Annotated in this window: 14 protein-coding genes; 10 read left to right on the top strand and 4 right to left on the bottom strand. The window is 62.4% G+C overall.

What is annotated here, in order from left to right; genetic code table 11:
- The first annotated feature begins 18 nt into the window (after positions 1 to 18).
- The 10 genes from hisC (at position 19) to V5B39_RS14585 (ending at position 11,178) form a co-directional block, all read left to right on the top strand.
- Entirely contained in the window at positions 19 to 1,107 is a 1,089-nt protein-coding gene (hisC, locus tag V5B39_RS14630; RefSeq protein WP_332343612.1) for a histidinol-phosphate transaminase, read from the top strand.
- A gap of 25 nt (positions 1,108 to 1,132) precedes the next feature.
- Positions 1,133 to 2,020: a prephenate dehydrogenase gene (locus V5B39_RS14625; protein WP_332343611.1), complete on the top strand. Its 888-nt coding sequence runs from the start codon at positions 1,133 to 1,135 to the stop codon at positions 2,018 to 2,020.
- Positions 2,021 to 2,022: 2 nt separating this feature from the next.
- Positions 2,023 to 3,969, top strand: coding sequence for a bifunctional 3-phosphoshikimate 1-carboxyvinyltransferase/cytidylate kinase (locus V5B39_RS14620; RefSeq protein ID WP_332343622.1), 1,947 nt, complete (start codon positions 2,023 to 2,025; stop codon positions 3,967 to 3,969).
- Between the two features lie 186 nt (positions 3,970 to 4,155).
- A complete protein-coding gene (gene rpsA, locus V5B39_RS14615; protein ID WP_332343610.1) occupies positions 4,156 to 5,853 on the top strand; it encodes a 30S ribosomal protein S1 in 1,698 nt (565 codons plus the stop codon).
- Positions 5,854 to 5,863: 10 nt separating this feature from the next.
- Positions 5,864 to 6,166, top strand: a complete 303-nt coding sequence (locus tag V5B39_RS14610) for an integration host factor subunit beta (protein ID WP_332343609.1) — start codon at positions 5,864 to 5,866, stop codon at positions 6,164 to 6,166.
- Between the two features lie 131 nt (positions 6,167 to 6,297).
- On the top strand, positions 6,298 to 7,467 hold the full coding sequence (gene lapB / locus V5B39_RS14605; protein ID WP_332343608.1) for a lipopolysaccharide assembly protein LapB: 1,170 nt from the start codon (positions 6,298 to 6,300) through the stop codon (positions 7,465 to 7,467).
- 82 nt (positions 7,468 to 7,549) lie between these two features.
- Complete coding sequence (gene rfaE1 / locus V5B39_RS14600; protein ID WP_332343607.1) at positions 7,550 to 8,482, top strand: D-glycero-beta-D-manno-heptose-7-phosphate kinase; 933 nt, start codon at positions 7,550 to 7,552, stop codon at positions 8,480 to 8,482.
- Positions 8,483 to 8,491: 9 nt separating this feature from the next.
- Complete coding sequence (gene rfaD / locus V5B39_RS14595) at positions 8,492 to 9,496, top strand: ADP-glyceromanno-heptose 6-epimerase (RefSeq protein ID WP_332343606.1); 1,005 nt, start codon at positions 8,492 to 8,494, stop codon at positions 9,494 to 9,496.
- Positions 9,489 to 10,388, top strand: coding sequence for a cysteine synthase CysM (cysM, locus tag V5B39_RS14590; RefSeq protein ID WP_332343605.1), 900 nt, complete (start codon positions 9,489 to 9,491; stop codon positions 10,386 to 10,388). The genes rfaD and cysM overlap by 8 nt, the downstream gene beginning before the upstream one ends.
- Before the next feature lie 4 nt (positions 10,389 to 10,392).
- Positions 10,393 to 11,178: a 3'-5' exonuclease gene (locus V5B39_RS14585; protein ID WP_332343604.1), complete on the top strand. Its 786-nt coding sequence runs from the start codon at positions 10,393 to 10,395 to the stop codon at positions 11,176 to 11,178.
- 47 nt (positions 11,179 to 11,225) lie between these two features.
- On the opposite strand, the gene V5B39_RS14580 is transcribed toward V5B39_RS14585, so the two are convergent.
- From V5B39_RS14580 to V5B39_RS14565, 4 genes are all read right to left on the bottom strand, one after another.
- Positions 11,226 to 12,218, bottom strand: a complete 993-nt coding sequence (locus V5B39_RS14580; RefSeq protein WP_332343603.1) for a DUF3616 domain-containing protein — start codon at positions 12,216 to 12,218, stop codon at positions 11,226 to 11,228.
- 132 nt (positions 12,219 to 12,350) lie between these two features.
- The gene (locus tag V5B39_RS14575) at positions 12,351 to 15,608 is read right to left on the bottom strand and encodes a helicase-related protein (protein ID WP_332343602.1); all 3,258 of its coding nucleotides are present in this window, start codon (positions 15,606 to 15,608) and stop codon (positions 12,351 to 12,353) included.
- A gap of 12 nt (positions 15,609 to 15,620) precedes the next feature.
- Positions 15,621 to 18,578: a DUF1156 domain-containing protein gene (locus tag V5B39_RS14570; protein ID WP_332343601.1), complete on the bottom strand. Its 2,958-nt coding sequence runs from the start codon at positions 18,576 to 18,578 to the stop codon at positions 15,621 to 15,623.
- Between the two features lie 130 nt (positions 18,579 to 18,708).
- Positions 18,709 to 19,002: a type II toxin-antitoxin system RelE/ParE family toxin gene (locus tag V5B39_RS14565; protein ID WP_332343600.1), complete on the bottom strand. Its 294-nt coding sequence runs from the start codon at positions 19,000 to 19,002 to the stop codon at positions 18,709 to 18,711.
- Positions 19,003 to 19,150: the final 148 nt, after the last annotated feature.

Raw genomic sequence — 19,150 nt, 5'->3', positions numbered from 1 at the left:
TCGATGCGAGGACTGCCGATGACACCCTACGAGCAATCATTACCCTACATACGGGCCATTTCTCCCTACCAGCCGGGCAAGCCGATCACCCAACTGGCGCGCGAGATGGGTCTTGCCGTCGAGCAGATCGTCAAGCTGGCTTCCAACGAGAATCCGCTCGGCATGAGTCCCAAGGCGCGCCGGGCCGTCACCGAGGCGATCGCCGGCCTGGCGCGTTATCCGGATGACTTCGCGTTGAAACAGGTTCTGGCTGAACGAACCGGCCTGGCAAGGGAGTGCATCGTCCTCGGCAATGGCTCGAATGACGTGCTCGATATCGTCGCCCGGGTTTTTCTTGCACCGGGGCGCTCGGCAGTCTTCGCGCAGTATGCATTTGCCGTTTATCCGCTGGCAACGCTGGCGGCCGGTGGCGAGGGGATCGCCGTCGCGGCCAGGGATTACGGCCATGACCTCGATGCCATGCGCGCGGCAATCCGGCCTGATACACGGCTGCTCTGGATGGCCAACCCCAACAATCCGACCGGCACCTTTGTGCCGTATGCGCAGCTTCGGGCGTTTCTGCAGTCGCTGCCGGCAGAGGTCGTGGTGGTGCTCGACGAAGCCTACAACGAATACCTGCCGCCTGCCGAGCGGGTCGATACGACCGCCTGGCTGGCGGTCTTTCCGAACCTGGTGATCACCCGCACCTTTTCGAAGATCTACGGTCTGGCGGGTCTGCGCATCGGTTATGCGCTCTGCTCGGCCGAGATTGCCGACCTCATGAATCGTGTTCGCCAACCCTTCAACTGCAACAACCTCGCACTGGTCGCAGCCATCGCAGCGCTCGATGACCATGAATTTGTCGCCGGCAGCTATGCGCTCAACCGTTCGGGAATGGCGCAGATCGTTGGCGGACTGAAACGCCTGGGCTGTACCCACATTCCCTCGCATGGCAACTTCCTGACTTTCCGTGTGGCGGATGCACCCCTGGTTAACCAGAAGCTGCTCAAGCAGGGGGTCATCGTTCGCCCGATCGCCGGCTACGGGATGCCGGAATGGCTGCGCGTCACGATCGGCACCGAAAGCGAAAATACCCGCTTCCTCGCCGCCCTGGAGGGGTCGCTGTGAGCAGCCGTTGCCCCAGGGGCCTGCCGTGAGCAGCGCGCCGTTGTTCGGCAAGGTCGTCGTCTTCGGCGTCGGTCTGATCGGAGGGTCCTTCGCGCTGGCTCTCAAGGCTGCCGGAGGGGCCGCAGAGGTCGTCGGTTTCGGGCGTCGGATCGGCTCGCTGACACAGGCGTTGGAGCTGGGTATCGTGGACCGTGCCGGATTCAATGTCGGGCAGGAGGTTTCCAATGCCGACCTGGTACTGATCGCTACGCCGGTCGGCAAGACCGCCGAGATCATGGCCCGCATCGCTCCCTGCCTGGGACGCCAGACGCTGGTCACCGACGCAGGCAGTACCAAGGGAAACGTCATTGCCGCAGCGCGTGTCCATTTTGCTGCCCGGCTCGGTCAATTCGTCCCCGCGCATCCCATTGCCGGAGCCGAAAACAGCGGTGCGCTGGCCGCGCGCGCCGATCTCTATCGCCACAAGCAGGTCGTCCTGACACCGCTGCCGGAAAACCGTCCGGAGGACATCGCCCGCGTAGGTTCGGCATGGGCGTGTTGCGGTGGCCTGGTCAGGGAACTGACGGCGGCCGAGCATGACCGGATTTTCGCGGCCGTCAGCCATTTGCCGCACCTCTTGTCCTTTGCCCTGGTGCATGAGCTGACCCGGCGTGACAACCGGGAGCTGCTGTTCGGCTTTGCCGCCAGCGGTTTTCGTGACTTCACGCGCATTGCCGCCAGCCACCCGGAGATGTGGCGCGATATCTGTCTGGCCAATCGCACCGCCTTGCTCGAAGAACTCGACCGCTACCGGGAAGAACTCGACGATTTGCGTGAGGCGCTGCAGCGTGGCGACGGTGCCAGCCTCGAAGCGACCTTCAACATTGCCAGGAACGCTCGTCGTGAGTGGGCCGCAGGCCAGGCAAACGAGTGAGCATCGACCATCTCGATCTGCCGCAATTGCGCGCGGCGCGCGGTACGGTACACCTGCCCGGTTCGAAGAGCCTCTCCAATCGGCTGCTGTTGTTGGCGGCGCTGGCCGCCGGCCGGACCGAACTTGCTGACCTGCTGCTCTCCGACGACACCGCGCGCATGCTCGAAGCACTGCGAACACTCGGCGTTGGCGTCACGCCGGGGCAGGGCAAGGCGCTTTGCATTACAGGGGTGGCGGGGGATTTTCCGGTACGTGCGGCCGACCTTTTTCTCGGCAACGCCGGCACGGCTTTCCGGCCGCTGACTGCCGTCCTGGCGCTTGCCAGGGGTGACTACTGCCTGCGCGGCGTGCCGCGGATGCACGAACGACCGATTGGCGATCTGGTCGATGCCTTGCGCCAGCTCGGCGCCGAGATCAGCTACCAGGGGGTCGAAGGCTTTCCGCCCTTGCTGATTCGCCCGCCGAGGCCCTGCCTGAATGACGTGGTGCAGGTACGTGGCGACGTGTCCAGCCAGTTTCTCACCGGTCTGTTGATGGCCTTGCCGCTGCGCGGGATCGAAACCACGGTGGAAGTGGTCGGCGAGCTGATTTCCAGACCCTACATCGACATCACGCTGGCGAGCATGGCGCGTTTTGGCGTCGAGGTGCGGCGCGACGACTGGCGGCGCTTTACCGTGCCTGCGGGCAGTGCCTATCGTTCGCCGGGGCGCGTCCAGGTCGAAGGCGATGCCTCGTCGGCATCCTACTTCCTCGCGCTCGGCGCGATCGGCGGCGGGCCATTGCGGGTCGAGGGGATTGGCCCGGACTCGATCCAGGGGGATGTCCGTTTTGCCGATGCCCTTTCCGCGATGGGCGCACGGATCAGTGCCGGGGCACACTGGATCGAGGCTGCAGCGCCGTCGACCGGCAGGCTGCGGGGTATCGACCTCGATTGCAATCACATCCCCGACGCGGCGATGACGCTGGCCACCACGGCCTTGTTTGCCGATGGACCGACCACCTTGCGCCACATTGCCAGTTGGCGGGTCAAGGAAACCGACCGCATCGCCGCGATGGCCACCGAGCTGCGCAAGCTCGGTGCAAGCGTCGAAGAGGGCGCGGACTATCTCCGCATCGATCCGCCAGCCGGCGTCCTGCATGCGGTGGCGATCGACACCTATGATGACCACCGGATGGCCATGGCCTGCTCGCTGGCAGCACTGGGAACGCCCCTGCGGATCAATGACCCGCAGACGGTGGCCAAGACCTTCCCGGAGTATTTCGCACGCTTCGCCGAGGTCGGCCAGGCAGTACCGGTGATCGCCATCGACGGCACCTCGGCTTCAGGCAAAGGCACCATCGCCGCCCGCGTCGCGCAGGCGCTGGGCTGGCACTACCTCGATTCCGGCGCTCTCTATCGCCTGACTGCACTGGCCGCACAGCGCTCTGGAACGGCCTGGGACGATGAAGACGCCGTCGCAGCGATGGCTGCCGGTCTCGACGTCGCGTTCGGAGACCATGCAATCATTCTGGCTGGCGAGGAAGTTTCCGACGCCATCCGCAGCGAGGAGATCTCTGTCGGTGCCTCACGAGTGGCCGCGCTGCCTGCCGTACGCGCTGCCTTGCTGTTCCGGCAGCGGGCTTTTCGCCGGTCGCCTGGACTCGTTGCCGACGGGCGCGACATGGGTTCGGTCGTTTTTCCTGATGCAATGACCAAGATTTTTCTCACCGCGAGCGTCGAGATACGCGCCATGCGCCGGCATAAGCAGTTGATCGAAAAAGGAATGGCTGCTAGTATTGCGGACCTCTTGCTGGATCTGCGCGAGCGTGACGAACGGGATAGCCAACGTAGCGTCGCTCCGATGCAGCAGGGTGCGGACGCCGAGCTACTCGACACCACGAACCACACCATCGACTCAGCGGTGGCACAGGTTCTGGACTGGGTCAGCCAGGGTCCGCAGAAAAGGTGAAACGGCCACCGTCGTTTCCTGAGGTGTCACCAGTTCGACGTGTCGTTCCTTTGGCCTGGCAGGTTCTGCCGCACCAGATCTGCCGGTGCCTTGTCCTTGCCCCTGCCTTGGTCAGACTGTCAAGCCGGAACTGGTGATCGTTCATTCACTCACCCCGCAATGCTGCGGTCAGGTCACTCAACTCATATGTCAGCTAATCCCACCATGCTAGAAAGTTTTGCCGAACTCTTCGAAGAGAGCCTCGGTCGTCAGGAAATGCGTCCCGGAGAGGTCATCACCGCGGAAGTCGTGCGCATTGACCAGAATTTTGTGGTCGTCAATGCCGGTCTCAAATCCGAGAGCTATATTGAAATTGAAGAATTCCTGAGTGACAAGGGCGAAATCGAAGTCACGGTCGGGGATTTTGTCCAAGTCGCCATCGAGCAGCTCGAAAACGGTTTTGGTGAAACCCGCCTGTCGCGCGACCGTGCCAAACGTGTCGCAGCGTGGAATGCGCTCGAACAGGCGCTCAATGACGGCAGCCTGGTGACCGGCACCATCACCGGCAAGGTCAAGGGCGGGCTGACGGTCATGACCAACAGCGTTCGCGCCTTCCTGCCGGGTTCGCTGGTGGACATGCGTCCGGTCAAGGACACCACCCCGTACGAAGGCAAGACTTACGAATTCAAGGTCATCAAGCTCGACCGCAAGCGCAACAACGTGGTCGTTTCCCGCCGTGCCGTCCTCGAAGCCAGTGTGGGCGAAGAGCGCGATGCTCTACTGGCGGCGCTCAAGGAAGGCAGCATCGTTAAAGGGGTGGTCAAGAACATTACCGATTACGGTGCTTTCGTTGACCTGGGCGGCATCGATGGCCTGCTGCATATCACGGACCTGGCCTGGCGCCGGGTTCGCCACCCCTCCGAAGTGCTTGCAGTTGGCGACGAGGTGCAGGCCAAGATCCTCAAGTTCGACCAGGAAAAGAACCGTGTTTCGCTCGGTCTCAAGCAGTTGGGCGAAGATCCCTGGGTCGGCATCTCGCGCCGCTACCCACCGACCACCCGGCTTTTCGGGAAAGTCACCAACCTCACCGACTACGGCGCCTTTGTCGAGATCGAGCAGGGCATCGAGGGCCTGGTGCATGTCTCCGAGATGGACTGGACCAACAAAAACGTGCATCCGTCGAAGGTCGTTCAACTGGGCGATGAAGTCGAAGTGATGATCCTCGAGATCGATGAGGATCGGCGCCGAATTTCCCTGGGGATGAAGCAGTGCGCGGCCAATCCGTGGGACGACTTCTCGATGAACTACAAGAAGGGCGACCGGGTCCGTGGCGCCATCAAGTCGATCACCGACTTTGGCGTCTTCATCGGTTTGCCCGGTGGCATCGACGGTCTGGTCCATCTGTCCGACCTCTCGTGGTCGCTGCCGGGTGAAGAAGCGATCCGCAACTTCAAGAAGGGCGACGAGGTCGATGCCGTGGTACTGGCCATCGATACTGACAAGGAGCGGATTTCGCTGGGCATCAAACAGCTTGATGGCGATCCCTATACCAGCTATATCGCCACTCACGACAAGAACAGCATCGCGCGTGGCGTCATCAAATCGGTCGATGCCCGCGGTGCAGTGGTCACCCTCGATGGCGACATCGAAGCCTATCTGCGCGCTTCGGAAGTCTCGCGAGACCGTATCGATGATCTGACCAAGGTGTACAAGGAAGGCGACAAGGTGGAAGCGATGATCATTAACGTGGATCGCAAGACCCGTTCGATCAGCCTGTCGATCAAGGCACGAGAGCAGGCCGAGCAGCAGGAAGCCATGCAAAAGTTTTCGGCTGACAGCAACGCCAGTTCAGGCACCACGAATCTCGGGGCCCTGCTCAAAGCCAAGCTCAACAACCCGAACTAGGGTTTAGCGAATGACCAAGTCGGATCTTATCGCCCAGCTGGCCGAGCGCTTTCCGCAACTGGTCGCCAAGGATGCGGACCTGTCGGTGAAGATGATTCTCGCTGCGATGGAGGAGGCCCTGTCCCAGGGTGATCGCATCGAGATTCGTGGCTTTGGGAGCTTTTCTCTGAATTACCGGCCACCGCGGATCGGTCGGAATCCCAAGTCCGGCGACAAGGTCGAGGTCCCAGAAAAATGGGTGCCGCACTTCAAGGCCGGGAAGGAATTGCGGGAACGCGTCGACGGCGCTCTGGATGCGGTAGACTCGATCTGAGTTGCCAGGAACGTGGCGAATGACGGGCGGTAACGAGAGTTGCCGCCCGTTTTTTTGTGGGAGATGGATCAATGCGTGCGTTGTCGTGGGCTCGGTCATGTTCGCGTTTGCCATCAGGAACCAGGTGACACATGATTGAATTCGAATACTGGCAGCTCCTGCTTTTTCCGCTGTTCTTCGGGCTCGGCTGGGCAGCGGCGCGCATCGACATCCGGCATCTCGTGAAGGAGTCGCGAACGCTGCCGCGTTCGTATTTTCAGGGGCTCAACTTCTTGCTCAACGAGCAGCCTGACCGTGCCATCGAGGCCTTTGTCGAAGCCGTCAAGATCGACCCCCAGACCATCGAGCTGCACTTTGCGCTGGGCAGCCTGTTCCGTCGTCGCGGCGAGACCGAACGCGCCATTCGCATGCACCAGAACCTCATCGAACGTGAGGATCTGAAACAGGATTTGAAACTGCAGGCGCTGGCGGAACTCGGACAGGACTACCTCAAGGCCGGCTTGCTCGATCGCGCCGAAGAAATTTTTGACAAGCTGCGCGACTCACCTCTGGCCGAAGAAGCGAAGCGCAACCTGCTCGAGATCTATCAACTCGAAAAGGACTGGGGGAAGGCGATCACGATTGCTTCGGAACTGCCGGACTACGCGTCGCACAAGGAAATCGCCGAGTACCATTGCGAGCTGGCCGCTGCCGAGCTGATTCGCTCGCGCTGTGACCTGGCGGTCAGCCACCTGCAGACAGCGCTCGAGCGCAACCGCAAATGCGTTCGCGCCAGCCTGCTCCAGGGTGACATCCTGCTCCAGCAGGATCAGCCGCTGGCAGCGATCGAATCCTGGCAACGCATCGAACAACAGGATCCCACCTACCTGGCGCTGGTTGCACAACGCCTGCTCGACGCCTTTCGCAAGCTCGATCGCCGCGAAAACGGCCTGCAACTGTTGCGCGGCTATCTGGAGCATTACCCTTCGCTGGACCTGCTCGACGTGGTTTTTCAACTGGTGCTCGAGAGTGACGGGCCGGACGCCGCGTACAAACTGGTTCGCGATGAGTTGAAGCGCAACCCGACCCTGCTCGGTTTCGACAAGTTGCTGGAAGCGAGACTGCTGATTGCGCCGCCCGAGAGCCGCCCCGATCTCGATTTGGCAAAAGGGATCGTGCAGGGCTACACACGCCGCCTGGCACGCTATCGATGCGATAATTGCGGCTTCAAGGCGCGTCAGTTCTATTGGCGCTGTCCGGCCTGCGGCGGTTGGGAGACCTATTCGCCAAAGCGCACCGAAGAATTTGACCTCACACCTTAGGAGTTCAACTTGCCAGTCGCCAGATGCGATACGGGGTGCCTTCGCCCCATGAGCAGATCCGGTCGTTCCGAAAGCCACTGCGATGCACTTCCCTGATCTCGCGACCGCGAAGCTGCTGATCGTTGGTGACGTGATGCTGGATCGCTACTGGTTTGGCGAGGTCACACGCATTTCGCCCGAGGCACCAGTGCCGGTGGTCAAGGTGGACCGCAGCGAAGAGCGCCCCGGTGGTGCGGCCAACGTCGCCCGCAACGTCGCTGCCCTGGGTGCGCAGGTCGCCCTGCTGTCGGTGGTTGGCGACGACGAAGCCGGGCGCTGCCTGCAGAGACTGCTGGCCGCAAGTGGCATCGAGGCCAGCCTGCATCTCGATGCTGCGATCAGCACGACGGTCAAGCTGCGCGTGATTGGCCGGCAACAGCAACTGCTGCGCATCGATTTTGAAACGCTACCTTCGCATGAGGTGTTGCGCACCAAGCTCGTCGAGTTCGCGGCGCGCCTGCCGACATGCGACGCGGTGATCCTCTCCGATTATGGCAAGGGTGGCCTCGCGCACATCGGCGAGATGATCCGATTGGCGCGTGCGGCCGGCAAAAGGGTTCTGGTCGATCCCAAGGGCGACGATTTCTCCAAGTATGCGGGCGCGACCATCGTCACGCCGAACCGCGCCGAGTTGCGCGCTGTAGTCGGTCGCTGGCACGACGACAGCGAACTGGCGTACAAGGCCGAGGCCCTGCGCAGCGATTTGGGACTCGAAGCGCTGCTGGTGACCCGCAGCGAGGAAGGGATGTCGCTCTTCCACGCCGGCGGGGCGATCTATGAGCAGGCAGTGGCTAGGGAAGTCTTCGATGTTTCTGGTGCCGGCGACACGGTCATCGCCACCCTGGCGGTGATGCTCGCGTACGGCACGGCCTGGCCGGAGGCCGTCCGGGTGGCAAATGTTGCGGCCGGCGTCGTGGTCGGCAAGCTCGGTACGGCGGTGGTCAGTCATCATGAACTGGCCGCGGCACTCAAGTGAGGTCAATCCATGTATACCATCGTTACCGGCGCAGCCGGCTTCATTGGTTCCAACCTCGTCAAGGCGCTCAACGAGCGCGGCATGCGCAGGATCATTGCCGTCGACAATCTGAGCCGGGCTGACAAGTTTCGTAATCTCGTCGATTGCGACATCGCCGATTACCTCGACAAACAGAGATTCCTCGACCGTCTGCTGGCCGGAGACTTTGACGGTGACATCGATGCCATTCTCCACCAGGGGGCATGTTCCAATACCCTGGAGAGCGATGGCCGCTACATGATGGAGAACAATTACCGTTACTCGCTGGGTCTCCTCGACTGGTGTCTTGATCAGGAAGTCCCGCTGCTCTACGCATCGAGCGCGGCAACCTACGGGGGTGGCAGCGTTTTCCGGGAAGAGCGGGCACACGAGGCACCGCTGAACGTCTATGGCTATTCGAAGTTCCTGTTCGACCAGGTGGTCCGGCAACGCCTTGCCGTCGCCGGTTCGTCCCACTCGCAGGTCGTCGGCTTCCGCTATTTCAACGTCTATGGTCCGCGCGAGTCGCACAAGGGGCGCATGGCTTCGGTCGCCTTCCACCATTTTCAGCAGTTCCGCAGCCAGGGCAAGGTCAAACTCTTCGAAGGCTGCGATGGCTATGCGGATGGCGAACAGCGACGCGATTTCGTGCATGTCGGCGATGTCACGAGCGTCAACCTGTTTTTCCTCGATCATCCGGAGAAATCAGGGATTTTCAATGTCGGCAGCGGTCGCGCACAGCCCTTCAACGATCTGGCGATGGCCAGCGTCAATGGCTGCCGGGCCTTGTCCGGCGAGGCAGCGCTGCCGCTCGCCGAACTGGTGCAGCAAGGTCTGATCGAATACATCCCATTCCCGGCGGATCTCAAGGGCAAGTACCAGAGTTTCACCGAGGCCGACCTAACCAGGCTGCGCAAGGCAGGTTATGATGCCCCGTTTGCCAGCGTCGAGGAAGGCGTTGGACAATATGTTAACTGGCTGAACGAGCATGCATAAGACCCTTGAAGACTACGTCGGCGAAACGCCGCTGGTGCGTTTGCAGCGTATACCGGGGACCGCCAACGACGCTCGCGGTAATCTCGTTCTGGCCAAGCTGGAAGGCAACAACCCGGCCGGCTCGGTCAAGGATCGGCCGGCGCTGTCGATGATCGCGCGTGCCGAACAGCGTGGCGATATTAAACCGGGAGACACCCTGATCGAGGCCACTTCGGGCAATACCGGCATCGCCCTGGCCATGGCGGCGGCGGTGCGCGGCTATCGGATGATTCTGGTGATGCCGGAAAATCAGAGCGTCGAACGCCGGCAGACGATGCGCGCTTTTGGCGCCGAACTGGTGCTGGTGCCCAGGGATGGCGGCATGGAATTGGCGCGCGACGTCGCCGAGGGCCTGCGCAACGAAGGCCGCGGCATCATCCTCGATCAGTTTGCCAATCCGGATAACCCGCTGGCGCACTACGAAGGGACCGGTCCCGAGCTGTGGCGCCAGACTGCGGGGCGAATCACCCATTTCGTGAGCAGCATGGGCACCACCGGAACGATCATGGGGGTGTCACGCTACCTCAAGGAACAGAACCCCGGCATCTGCATCGTCGGTTGCCAGCCCGAGGACGGTTCGCAGATCCCCGGTATCCGCAAATGGCCGGAAGCCTATCTGCCGAAGATCTTCGACCGCTCGCGTGTCGATCGGGTCGAATCGGTCGGGCAGAGCGAGGCCGAAGAAATGACCCGCCGCCTGGCACGCGAAGAAGGCATTTTCGCCGGCATCTCGTCGGGTGGCGCGCTGGTCGTCGCCTTGCGGGTCGCCAGCGAAGTCGAGAATGCGACGATCGTCAGCATCGTTTGCGATCGTGGGGATCGCTATCTGTCGACCGGGGTCTTTCCCGCTTGAATGCATGAGGCCGGTTCTCGCCTTCGACATCGAAACCCTCCCGGATGTCGGGGGCTTGCGCCGCCTGCATGGCCTCGATGCAACGCTTTCCGACGACGAGGTTGCGGAACTCGCCTTTCAGCAGCGCCGCGCGGCCAGCGGCAACGACTTCCTGCCGCTGCACCTGCAACGCGTCGCGGTGATCTCCTGCGTTCTCAGGTTCGGCAAGGATTTCCGCGTGTGGTCGCTGGCTGAACCCGAGCAGGGCGAGGCTGAAATCATTCAACGCTTCTTCGACGGCATCGAAAAGTTCACGCCGCAGATCGTGTCCTGGAACGGCGGGGGTTTTGACCTGCCGGTGTTGCACTATCGCGGCCTGATGCACGGGGTGGTCGCGCCGCGATATTGGGACCTCGGTGACGGCGACTACTCCGACAGCCGTGAATTCAAATGGAACAACTACATCAGCCGCTATCACACGCGCCACCTGGATCTGATGGACCTGCTGGCGATGTATCAGCCGCGCGCCAGCGTGCCGCTCGACGAGTTGGCCAGGCTGATCGGTTTTCCCGGCAAGCTCGGCATGGATGGCAGCAAGGTGTGGGGCGCATGGCAGGCGGGCCGAAGCGCTGAAATCCGCGATTACTGCGAGACCGACGCACTCAACACCTATCTGGTTTCGGTGTGCTTTCGCCGCATGCGCGGTGAAATGGCGCGTATCGAGTATGAAAATGAGATGGCCTTCGTACGTGCTGAACTGGCGCGGATCGACAAACCGCACTGGCGGGAATTCCTGGCTGCCTGGCAGTAGTGTGTGGCTGTTCGCTGGTGCCAGCTCCTCGCCGTCAGCGGGGCTGCTCAGAGATCAGGCAAGGTCAAGGAAAAACCACGAAATGATTTTTCGCCTGGCCCGGTGTCCTTGCACTGGTTGCCGTCGTCGCTGAGCACATAGATCTCGTTTTTCCCAGTTGCTGCGAACAGCGCCTCCGGGTGCCTGTCGGCGAAGTCGATCTTCTTGACCCGTTGCGGCGAATCGGCGGCCTTGCCCGACCAGGTATAGAGAGCGAAACCCTTGCCGCTCTTCTTGTCGCCCAAGGGTCCGGCGATGATCACGAAACGGGAGTCGACAAAATCGATGCTGCGAATCCCTCGCTCGCCGAGATCGAGCGCAATCAGATCGCCAAAGACTGGCCTGGCTGCCTGGTCGATCACTGCTGCCGGATTCTTCAGGGGCAGCAGCAGCGCTTCCTTGCGTGCGGACAAGGGATTACGGAAGCCGATCAGGAGTTGCCCGTCCGGGGTTGCGGCCAGGCCCTCGATGTTCAGGCTGCCCGGCTTCTCGGGATCGATCGCCTGCTTGCTGGCCGTGCCGAGGACGGCAAACCTCGGATCGGCAGCGATGTCCTCGACAAGCCGGGGGTAAGGCGGCGTGGCCGCGCTGACCGTTGGTGGGGTAGCACCTACCAGCACGTCGGTGGCAAAGAATTGCCGCCGTTGCACCTTGACCTCGCCGTCCTGGTTGCGGGCGTGCGAGGAAATCCAGTAAATCTGGTTGCCGATGCGCGCGGCACCCTCGATGTCCGATTTCGTGGCCTTGGCCTTGGGCAGGCACTCGCCGCTGTTTCTGAGCAGCTCGACGCAGGCCACGGCGTCGGGTTTGCCGCGTTGGTAGATGGTCAGGACATGACGATCGTCGTCAGCGACGACGAAATGCCCTGCGCCGAGCCCGACGGCTGCGGAAGCATCGCAGAGGCCAAGGTAGCGGGTCTCTTCCGCATGGACTGCATGGACGGGCGCAGCCATCAGGAGGGTGTTCAGAAACAGGGCGGCGACACACGTCGGGCGGTTCATGGGTAGTAATCTCCTGGCAGGCACGGGGCCGAAAGTATAGTCCTGTTGCTCGGCGATACGGAGCGCTTCGCTACCTGGGAAGAGAAGTTCCGCTGGCTCAAGGGGCGCGCTCTGACTCTGTCGTACGGGTGTTCAAGCGCGATTTGGAAGATTTCGTGTGGCGCGAATCAGGGCAGCAAGTGTGGCCCCATCAGCCGATTGAACCCCCGATCCGCCATCTTCCGGAAACGCCGGGCTGCCCGGCGTCCAAAATTCGACCGATTCCGGATGCTCCTCGAAAAAGTCCGGGTCTGTGGTGACGCTGATACGTGGCGCTCCTGGCTGCGTCCAGAAGACCTCCTTCGTGCCAACCCGTTGGGCCTCGACACCGGGCGGCAGAAGCTTCGGGTGGTCCAGCAGGTGGCCGAGTTCTTCAAGCCCATAGGGGGCGGGCAGGCGCTCAGGCTGTTCGAGCGCGGCTTCGATGGCTTCGTCGATGTTGAAGGATTCTGCTGGAGCTTCACTGGCTGCCTGTTGAAGCTGACTGACGAGATTCGCCCTGGCCTGTTGCTGGTTCTCCGGTCTCATCAGGGCGACTTCGGCAATCCTGGCGGGCATCGCCGAGAGAATTGGTTGCAGCGGGCCGACGACCGAGGTGAAGAGGTTGATGCGCGATCTCAGCGCACGGTAGACGTCGGTCTCGACGGTGTCCTCGTACATCAGGTTCACGATCGCAATGCGTGGGAACTGCTGGCCCAGACGGTCGACGCGTCCAATGCGTTGCTCGATGCGCATCGGGTTCCAGGGCGAATCGAAATTGACCAGCGCGCCGCAGAACTGGAAGTTCAGGCCCTCTGCGGCAGCATCGGTGCACACCAGCACCTGCGCGTCTTGTCGCTTGAAGCGCCGTTTCGTTTCCTCGCGGGTCAGCCTTTTCCAACTGCCGTCGGGTTGTAGCCATTCGCCGCCGCGCCCCGAGTAGCAGAGAACCGAGAATCCCTGTGTCTTGAGAAAATCGCGCAGGTAATCGAGCGTGTCGGTGTATTGAGTGAACACGATCGCCTGCGGATAGGCGGGCAGCAGCGAGTCGTCCATGGCGTGATAGCGGCCTCGTTGCAGGGCCTGGAGCACCTCGGCGAGCCGCACGGCTTTGGTGTCTACCGGCAGTCTGCGCGCCTGCTCAAGCAAAGTCTCGATGTCGCCCTGTTCTTCGAGCTGCAACGCCGCCTGTTTCTGCCGGTCGACGGCCTCCTCGTCGGCAGCGTCACCGGACTCGTCGATGTCGTCTTCGGCGTCCTCGCTTGAGCGCAACTCATCGAAGGGCAAGCCGGCCTGTCCACGCACCACAGCCAGGCGCTCTTCGAGAGTCATCTTCAGGGCATGAAAACTGGAGGCCAGGCGTTTGCGATACGTCGTCATCACGAAGCCGACCGCCGTGCGCCGCTCCTCCTGGGCATTGTTGTAGGTCGTCGAGATGTAGGCTTCCAGCGCAGCGTAGACCGCAGCCTCTGCCGGCGCCATGTCGAGGAACTCGTCGACCACCTCGCGCGTGGCGATCGGGGTGCTGAGCAGGCCGCGCCGGTGATACTCCCGCAAGAGGCCGCGCGTGTGCCGTGAAACCAGTCCAGCCACCGGCGTGTGCGCACGCATGATGGCCACCGCGCTGCGGCGCTCTTCTGCGGAAAGCTGCCGCCTGGGTGTCGCGGCGGCGTCGCGCAGCGAGCGCAGAATGCGTTTCGCCTTGAGCAGACTTCGCTCAGGCGCTCGCCGCACGGCTGAATCGATCGACACCTCGCCAAAAGCGGCTTCGGCCGCGCGAAAGAGGGCAGCGAGGAACTCGAAATCCTCGTGCGACGGATTGCCGCTGCCCGACTTCCGAAAAAAATCCAGGAAGCCCTGACGGGACCAGGCCGGCGGCATGGCCAGCAGCGAAAGCAGGTCCCAGACCTCGACCGGATGCACCTGCATCGGTGTCGCGGTCAGCAGGAGCAAGCCGTCGGTACGCTCCTTGAGACGCTGCATCAGTTTCAGCAGAAGATTGGGCGGACCTTCCTGCGCGGCGCCCGGGCTCTTCCGTCGCGCATGGTGCGACTCGTCGAGAACGATGAGGTCCCACGGGTCGGCCGCTTCCAGCAGTTCGTGCTGGCGGTCGCGCCGGCGCATCAGGTGGCTGGAGACGATGACGAAAGGCTCGCGATGCCAGTCGTCGCGCGAGACTTCCTTTTCCGATTTCCCCCGCAGCAGCGGCGAGGGATACCAGTTCAGCCGCTTGCCGTCATAGATCGGCCAGTTGAGATTGAACTTCTCGCGCAATTCGGCTTGCCACTGCGTCATCACCGCCTTGGGCGCCATGATCAGGATGCGCTGCGCGCGCCCGGAAAGCCACGCGTAGCGCAGCAGGAGTCCGGCCTCGATGGTCTTGCCCAAGCCCACTTCATCGGCAATCAGCAGACGGGGCGGCCAATGGTCGAGCATGCGCTGAAAGGTCAGAATCTGATGCGGCCAGGGGGTCACGGCGCTGGTCGCTTCGGCGATACGCTCACCGCCTGCTTGCTGCGGTGCCGACCAGATCAGTTGCCACACCGCTTTCCGTCGTTCATCGATCGAAGAGGCCTGCGGCGTGCTTTTCCGTTTGACCGGCTCCTCTTCGGCCGTTGAGTCTGGAACAGCCTCGGCGCTGCGCGCCCGCCTGATCCGTTCCGGTTCGCACTCTGATCCTTCTTCATCGCGCGGCAGGAAGCGCAGCAGCTCTTCGCGCACCGCCGCCGGTACGTCGAGCACGCGTGCGCGCCTGGCGCGGTCGGCCCAGAGCAGGGTAAAGCTCTTCTCTTCCGCGTCCACGTGCCCGGCGCCGCCATCCCAGTCGCAGAAGACATGAAAACTCTCCCAGTTGTGCAGCCAGCCGTAGGCGGTTTCGTTCACGCTGCCGGCGAAAGCCAGCCTGGCGCCGGTCTTGTCTTCGAGGATGCCGGCCTTCTCGTGGAAAATGGCCTGCGTGGCTACCGGGTTGCGATCGTCGTCGCAGGGAACGGCGACCTTGATTTCCAGGTAACCCCTGGCCACCATCCACGCCAACAGTTCCAGCGCCTGCTGTTCCCTTGGCGAGCTGCCGGCGAGCGGCATCGTCAACAACCTGCCTTCGACGGTGTCCTTCAGGGACTGGCCGTGCTCGATGGCCGCAACCTCGGGCTCATCGAGCGTACAACCGACCACCAGGCGCATCCGGCCGTTGTTCAGCACCAGACCTTCCAGGCCGCGCGCCGCAATCGCCAGCGCGGTCGCCGTGAAATAGCCGGTGGTCCGATCGTAGCGTTGCGCACAGGCGAGTGCGCGCAGATAGAACTGCTCGATCAGCGAGCCGTGATCGTGGTCGTATTTGCTTTGCCAGTCGAAGTCGGTCAGCAAGGGCATGGTTCTGTTCGCTCAGACCGTCAATTCTTCCAGCTGCCAGAGTTTCAACTGCTGCGGCTCGGCCACCTTCTCGGCAAGCGCCAGGCGGCGCAGGTTTTCCAGGGCATCGAAGTCGGCGCCGGCGCCCCTGGCGGCTTCGGGAAGGTCGAAGCCACTCCAGATCGTCCCCACCGGCAGGACTTCCAGCACCGCTTCGAGCGCGGTGAGGAAGGCCGGTTCGACGGCGAGCCCGTGTTTCGCGAGCAGCTCGTTGGCGGATTCGAGCGATGCCGTGCGGGCGGTCCTGGCCAACTGATGCAGGGCGTCCATCATCGAGTCGCGACCATCGGGCAGGCCGAGTGAGCCTTTGGCGGCACGGGTGACGCTGTCCCAGAGGACGAGGTCAGCGCCCTTCTTCTCGGCCAGTCGGCCGACTACGTCACGATCGAGGTCCACGCCGCACACCTTGGCGAGTTTGTTGGCCTCATCGAACGGGAAGATCGGCGCTTCGAAGGCGTCCCATGCGAGTACGAACCAGCTCGTCAGGTTGTCGAGTTCGACATTGCGGCGAACGTGCGCAAGCTGCGAGAGCCGCCATTGCTTCACCTCGGTGCGCGCGGCGACGAGTGCGTCTTCCGGCGTGACGGCGAAGGGGTCGTAGGCCTCGTCGAACATCTCCGCCTGACGGCGCTTGCGGCGCGCCTGCTCGATGTCCTGCCGCGGGGTGCCACGCACCAGCGGCCAGGCCTGCGAGAACTCTTCGAGCGCCGGACCAAAGCAGGAGAGATAGAGATCGACACCGCGAATCCCGGCGGTCTGAAAAACGCCGATGCGTTCACGTACGGCGGCACGGACCTTGGGCTCCACGTCTTCCCAGTAGCGGGTGTCGGCACCCGGCTGCGCGAGCGGGCGGCAGACCAGGAAGACCGTCGAATTGGCGGCAGACTTGTCCTTGATGTGCAGGCTGCCTTCGGCCTCGGTATTGATCGGCCACGAGGCGGTGATCGCGAAACCCGCCTCCATCAGTCCCTTGGTCAGGGCATCCCAGGCCCCCGTCGCCTTGTGGGTGAACATCAGCGTCATGATGCCGTCCGGCTTCAGCACCCGGCGCATCTCGGTGAAGATGGCCGCCATGCGCTGCTGGTAGTCGCGGCCGGCCAGAGCCTTGGCGCCCTTTTCGCCCTTGAACTTGGCCGGGTTGGCGACCGCTTCGTTTTCCTTGTCGGTCAGCGCGCGACGGAACAATTCCGGATAGATGTAGCCGGCGGTGCGCTTGAGCCAGACATAGAAGAAATCAGACAGCTCGGCATACATCACGTTGTCGTAGTACGGCGGGTCCATCACCACCGCGTCGATGCTGGCATCGGCAATGTGGTCGAGGCTGTCGCCGGATTTGCAAGTGAGGGTGACGGGGGGAGGGATGAACGCCGGCGCGCCGTCAAAGTTGAACTTGCGCTGAGGACTCGCCGTGGCGCCGGCGTCGGGACGGGTGAGCGCGACCAGCTCAGCAATGCATTTCGCCGTTTGCTCGATCGCCCAGTCGTAGCCAAGGCCGACGATCAGTGGGGCCATTTCGGCGTACGACCACTTGAAAGCGAAGTCGTGACGATCGAAAGTGTTGACCATCACCTCGCGATTGACGTGCCAACGCGACATGCGCGAGTTGTAGTCGCGAAGCTTGTCGAGCGAAAAGGAGAGATAGCAGAAGGCCGCCGCCGTGCATTCAGTCCACCGGCCCGTTGCTTTCTCCTCGTCGATCAGTTCGCGGAACACTTCGACGGCAGTGCCGTGGCCCAAAAGCTGCCGTGGAGAGAACAGATCGCGCCAGTGATTCATCCCGTATCGAATCGGCTCCTCGGTCTTGTGACCGGAGGCAATGGGCTCTGTCGGGACCATATCCAGTGCCTCCCAGTCGGGAAGCTTCTCTGCCAAGGCCTCGGCCACTGCTTGCGAGACGTCGTCTTCCGGACGGGGAGCGCGGTAACCCCGTACCCACTTTTCCTTGGGCTTGCCAGCTTTCGTGTGGCCGGTGATCACCATTTTCTTGAAGACCACGGTGTAGATCTGTTCACCCATGCGTCCCGCCTGCGCTTCGGCTTTGATATGGTCACCGGAAATCAATCGCCCGCAGTCGTCGAAAGGGCAGGTGGCGTCACCACCGGAGACGGTGCCTGGCGAATGCGCCTTGGCGGTGCTGACGATTTCGAAACGCAAGTGGCGGGCCTTGTCCCCAGGCCCCTTGCCCTTCTCCGGCAGCAGGCGCACCCCAGTACCATCCGGGGCCAGGCGCCAGTTGGGCGAGAGCGGGACAAGACCCTCGCAGTGAGGGCAGCGGATCGTTCGCGCCCAGATATAGGCGTCTGGACGCACGTTCTCGCCCGGTTCGTCAGGATAAGCAAACGCAAGTCGCTCCCTTGCTCGATCTGCCAATGACTTTCCGATACGAAGGACCTCAGAGCGTACCGCGGTGCCGTGCTTTATCGGGATTGCAATCGTTGCCCGCTCAATGAGGGTCGCGACGGGGTTGAGATCATTGCCGAACGTATTCAGCCCAAGTCGAGCACTCTCAAAAGGGATGCTGCCCCCGCCCGCCGTTGGATCAAGAACGGTTGGTGAAATCATGCCAAAGCGGGACATTTCTGCGAAAAACCAGCGACGCTCCACATCGGTTGGCAAGTAGGAGAAGGCACGGGAATAACCGTAAGCATCGGCTCCCAGTCGAACGCCATCACGGGTGGCCTTCTGGATGCGTCTCTTTGAGGCTACCGGGTCTCCATGTATCCCCAGCATATGCAGAAACTTGCCATGGTCTGCATCCTCCGGCAGCAGTGATGCGAGGATGGCCGCCCGAGAAGCCACCAAGGGTCGACGTGCCCACCACACGTGCAGACGGTTGGGTGCGGGAAATGGCGTCATCGGCGTCCGTTCGCGCAGACTTTCGATGCCAAGCGCCGCAATCGGTAGCCACGCTTCAATCAGCCGGCGGGTCATTACACGCTCCCTTCGCAAATTTTGGTGCATGATGCCCAATCCCTTCCGGCTGACCGGTAATCAGCAAGCTGGCCGTATCGCAGAAGACTTCGGGTATTGCCGACCTTGTCCTGCGCAGCGCCACCCAGCTTCACGGAGAACCCAAAACGCCCGCCAGGTCGCGCCCCCCGTAGGCCACGCGCTCAATCCGCACCACCTTACCGACGATCCGGAAGAGAATGGCATAGCCTCCGACATTGGCGACGCGCGCCTCGTCGCCAATGTCGGGACGGAGTTGGTAGATCCGCGGCTGGCGTTTGATTTCCTGGAATTTTGCACGGATATCCTGTATGAATGTGACGGCACGCTGTGGATTGTCCTGGGCGATATAGGCAGCAATGTCGTCCAGATCGCCCTCGATGAAGTGCGAGAGCTCCAGCCGCATCACTTCGCCGTGCCTGCAGCCTCGGCGATCGCCTGATACTTGCGCTCCAGGCGGTTGAGCACCTCGTCGGCCGCAACCCCCGGTGCCCCGTCATTGATTGCCTCTTGCCAGATCTGACGCAGCTCGGCGATCCCCTGTTGACGCACGT

This window comes from Accumulibacter sp. (assembly GCF_036625275.1).
GTDB lineage: Bacteria > Pseudomonadota > Gammaproteobacteria > Burkholderiales > Rhodocyclaceae > Accumulibacter.
The sequence above is the reverse complement of the archived record's forward strand: the minus strand, read 5'-3'. Positions and strand labels throughout refer to the sequence as shown.